The organism is Cobetia sp., from assembly GCF_983723665.1.
Genome location: NZ_CFDJES010000100.1, coordinates 6,121 through 9,089 on the forward strand (window position 1 = coordinate 6,121; position 2,969 = coordinate 9,089).

At 62.4% G+C, this 2,969-nt stretch carries 3 protein-coding genes; all 3 read left to right on the forward strand.

Annotated features, from left to right (window positions below):
* Positions 1–93 precede the first annotated feature (93 nt).
* The 3 genes from aroC (at position 94) to AC4FAH_RS10555 (ending at position 2,637) form a co-directional block, all read left to right on the forward strand.
* Positions 94–1,185: a chorismate synthase gene (gene aroC, locus AC4FAH_RS10545; RefSeq protein WP_043335551.1), complete on the forward strand. Its 1,092-nt coding sequence runs from the start codon at positions 94–96 to the stop codon at positions 1,183–1,185.
* 236 nt (positions 1,186–1,421) lie between these two features.
* A complete protein-coding gene (locus AC4FAH_RS10550) occupies positions 1,422–1,964 on the forward strand; it encodes a DUF6489 family protein (RefSeq protein ID WP_490246002.1) in 543 nt (180 codons plus the stop codon).
* A 220-nt stretch (positions 1,965–2,184) separates the two neighbouring features.
* Positions 2,185–2,637 (forward strand): phasin family protein, encoded by a 453-nt coding sequence (locus AC4FAH_RS10555; RefSeq protein WP_286987357.1) that lies wholly within the window; start codon positions 2,185–2,187, stop codon positions 2,635–2,637.
* The last annotated feature ends 332 nt before the right edge of the window (positions 2,638–2,969 follow it).

Below are 2,969 nucleotides of genomic sequence, written 5' to 3' on the forward strand. Positions count from 1 at the left end.
CGGGCGCAGGCCGCCAGGCTCTGCAACGCTTACGACAACTATTATCAGAACGCCGTCGGCCATGACCGGCGGCATCGCCTGAGGACCCCCTGAATGTCCGGAAATACCTTCGGCAAGCTGTTCACCGTCACCACCTTCGGCGAAAGCCACGGCCCGGCACTGGGCGCCATCATCGATGGTTGCCCGCCGGGCATCGAGATCAGCGAAGCGGATCTGCAGATCGATCTGGACCGCCGCCGTCCCGGCACCTCGCGCCACACCACCCAGCGTCGCGAGCCGGACCAGGTGCGCATTCTCTCGGGCGTGTTCGAGGGCCGCACTACCGGCACGGCCATCGGCCTGATGATCGAGAACACCGATCAGCGCTCCAAGGACTACGGCAAGATCAAGGACCAGTTCCGTCCGGCCCACGCCGACTACACCTATCACCACAAGTACGGTGAGCGTGACTACCGTGGCGGCGGCCGCAGTTCGGCCCGCGAGACCGCGATGCGCGTCGCCGCCGGGGCCATCGCCAAGAAGTATCTGGCGGGTCTGGGCGTGCAGGTGCGTGGCTACCTGTCCCAGCTCGGCCCCATCGAGCTTGAGGTCAAGGACTGGTCGCTGGTCGACACCAACCCGTTCTTCTGTGGCGATGCCGATCGCCTCGAGGAGCTGGAGCAGTACATGGACGCCCTGCGCAAGGAAGGCGATTCCGTGGGGGCCAAGGTCACCGTCGAGGCGACTGGCGTGCCGGTCGGCCTGGGTGAGCCGATCTTCGATCGCATCGATGCCGAACTCGCGCATGGCCTGATGAGCATCAATGCCGTCAAGGGCGTCGAGATCGGTGACGGTTTCGCCGTGGTCAGCCAGAAGGGCACCGAGCACCGTGACGAGATGACGCCGGAAGGTTTCCTCTCCAATCATGCCGGCGGCATTCTGGGCGGCATCACCAGCGGCCAGACCATCCGTGCCAGCATCGCCCTCAAGCCGACCTCCAGCCTGCGACTGCCGGGTCGCAGCATCGACGTCAACGGCGAGGCGGTCGAGGTGATCACCACCGGCCGTCATGATCCGTGTGTCGGCATTCGCGCCACGCCGATCGCCGAGGCGATGGTCGCGCTGACGCTGATGGACCACCTGCTGCGCCATCGCGGCCAGAACGCCGACGTCAAGGTCGATACGCCGGTGCTGCGCGAGGTGTAAGCCGCTTGCGGCGTTGCTGAGCTTGTAGAAAGACACGCCCCAGCCGTGGAGAGATGCCCTGCATCCTTCGTGGCTGGGGCGTCTTGCGTTGTGGGCTGGCTTGCGGAAAGTAAATAAGAAAAGACGTAAGTAGCAGGCTGCCCCCGTATCATTCGCGCTGCTAGACTCGAATGGCATGCATGCCAGCGGACTCGCGCACCACGCCGTGCGCGGGCAGACAACACAAGGAATCTGCCATGAAGATCAATGTCGAATTCGACCTCACGCCGCAGGAATTCCGCCAAGCGATGGGCCTGCCGGACGTGGAAGCCTTCCAGCAGGAATTGATGGAGCGCTTTCGTCGCCAGATGGAGGCCGGTGTTGAAGGCTACGACCCCATGAGTCTGCTCAAGCCATTGATGGCACCGGGCGCGGGCACGCCGTTTGCCAAGTTCATGCCGCCGGGCATGGCCGAGGGGATGATGGGCGGCGCGTCTGGCGCTGGCAATGCCGGGCAGGGCGCAGTGGGCGGCATGCCCGGCGACATGGGCGAGAGCATGGCCCAGGGCATGGCCGCCTTCAATCAGTATCAGAAGATGATGCTGGATACCCTGCAGCAGTTCGGTCAGGGCGGCGCGGAAGGCAAGGAGGCTGACAAGCCGGAGTCTGCCACGCGCAGGAGTTCGGGGCCCAGTAGTGATCACGGCGCGGATCAGAAGGCAGAGCAAAGCGCCAGCCGGGCGGATGATGCGAAACCGGCCTCTGCGGCCAGTGCGCGCTCACGCGCCAAGCGCAGTTGATGACCGGCAGGCGCGAAGAACGCTCTTGGCTGACAGGGGCGTGAGGCATGCCCGGCCAATCCCATGACAGAAAATGTCCTTTGACAGTTTTCTGTCATGGGATTGCAACCACCTGAGGAGCAGACTAGTCTTTGTGCAGTGCAGCATATTGCTGTGCTCCACAGGTGGCGCAGAGACTTCTGCGCGCTGTCCCGGTACGGAATCCATGGGAGGAACCGTCATGCAGCAGGATCAGATGTTCAACGCCTTTGCCGAGCAAGCCCGCAGCTTCTACCAGCCGATGCGCAAGCTCAACACTCTGATGCTCGACCATATGGGCAAGATTGCCGGTTATCAGATGGACGCTGCCAAGCGCTATACCGAGACTGGTCTCGAGCGTGCGCGTGCTGCCACTGAAATCAAGGGTATGGAAGAGTTCAGCGAGTTCAGCAACCGCCAGCTGGAAGTGGCGACCGAGCTGTCTCAGCAGATGATGGATGATTCCCTGAAGCTGGCCGAGATGGGCAACGAAATGCGCGCCCAGCTCGAACAGGCCTACTCTGACGCTGGCAAGGAAGCCACCGACAAGGCGTCCGCTGCCACAGAGAAAGCCGCTTCAGCAGCAGAGGACAAGGCATCCTCCGCTGCCAGCAACAAGCCGGCTGCCGCGACAAGCCGCGCCAAGCAGAACTAAGGTATACCCCGAAAAGGCTGGCGCTTGCGCCAGCCTTTTTTTTGCCGTTTTCAGGCATTGCCCCTGCCGTGCTGGAAGGCGCATGCTGGAGATGAGCACGCTGGCGCACAGGCTGTTTTGCTCTCGTATTTGCCGCGCGCGAATCCGACGGAAAGCAGACCTGCAGGAGGCAGACCATTCCAACTGACAGCGCATTTTAGCTGACAGCGCACTTTGCTTGCCTTGGCATGCTCGCCTGCAGCGCCCTGAAATCAGCCATGAAACGGTCTTCAACCCGTCTTGTGAAACGGTCTTCAAAAACAGTCTGAAAAGCAGTGTCCGTCGCCAGTGAA

What these genes read in the sequence shown, in the direction of transcription:
- aroC (WP_043335551.1), top strand. Translation starts at nt 94, where the DNA reads ATGTCCGGAAATACCTTCGGCAAGCTGTTCACCGTCACCACCTTCGGC.
- AC4FAH_RS10550 (WP_490246002.1), top strand. Translation starts at nt 1,422, where the DNA reads ATGAAGATCAATGTCGAATTCGACCTCACGCCGCAGGAATTCCGCCAA.
- AC4FAH_RS10555 (WP_286987357.1), top strand. Translation starts at nt 2,185, where the DNA reads ATGCAGCAGGATCAGATGTTCAACGCCTTTGCCGAGCAAGCCCGCAGC.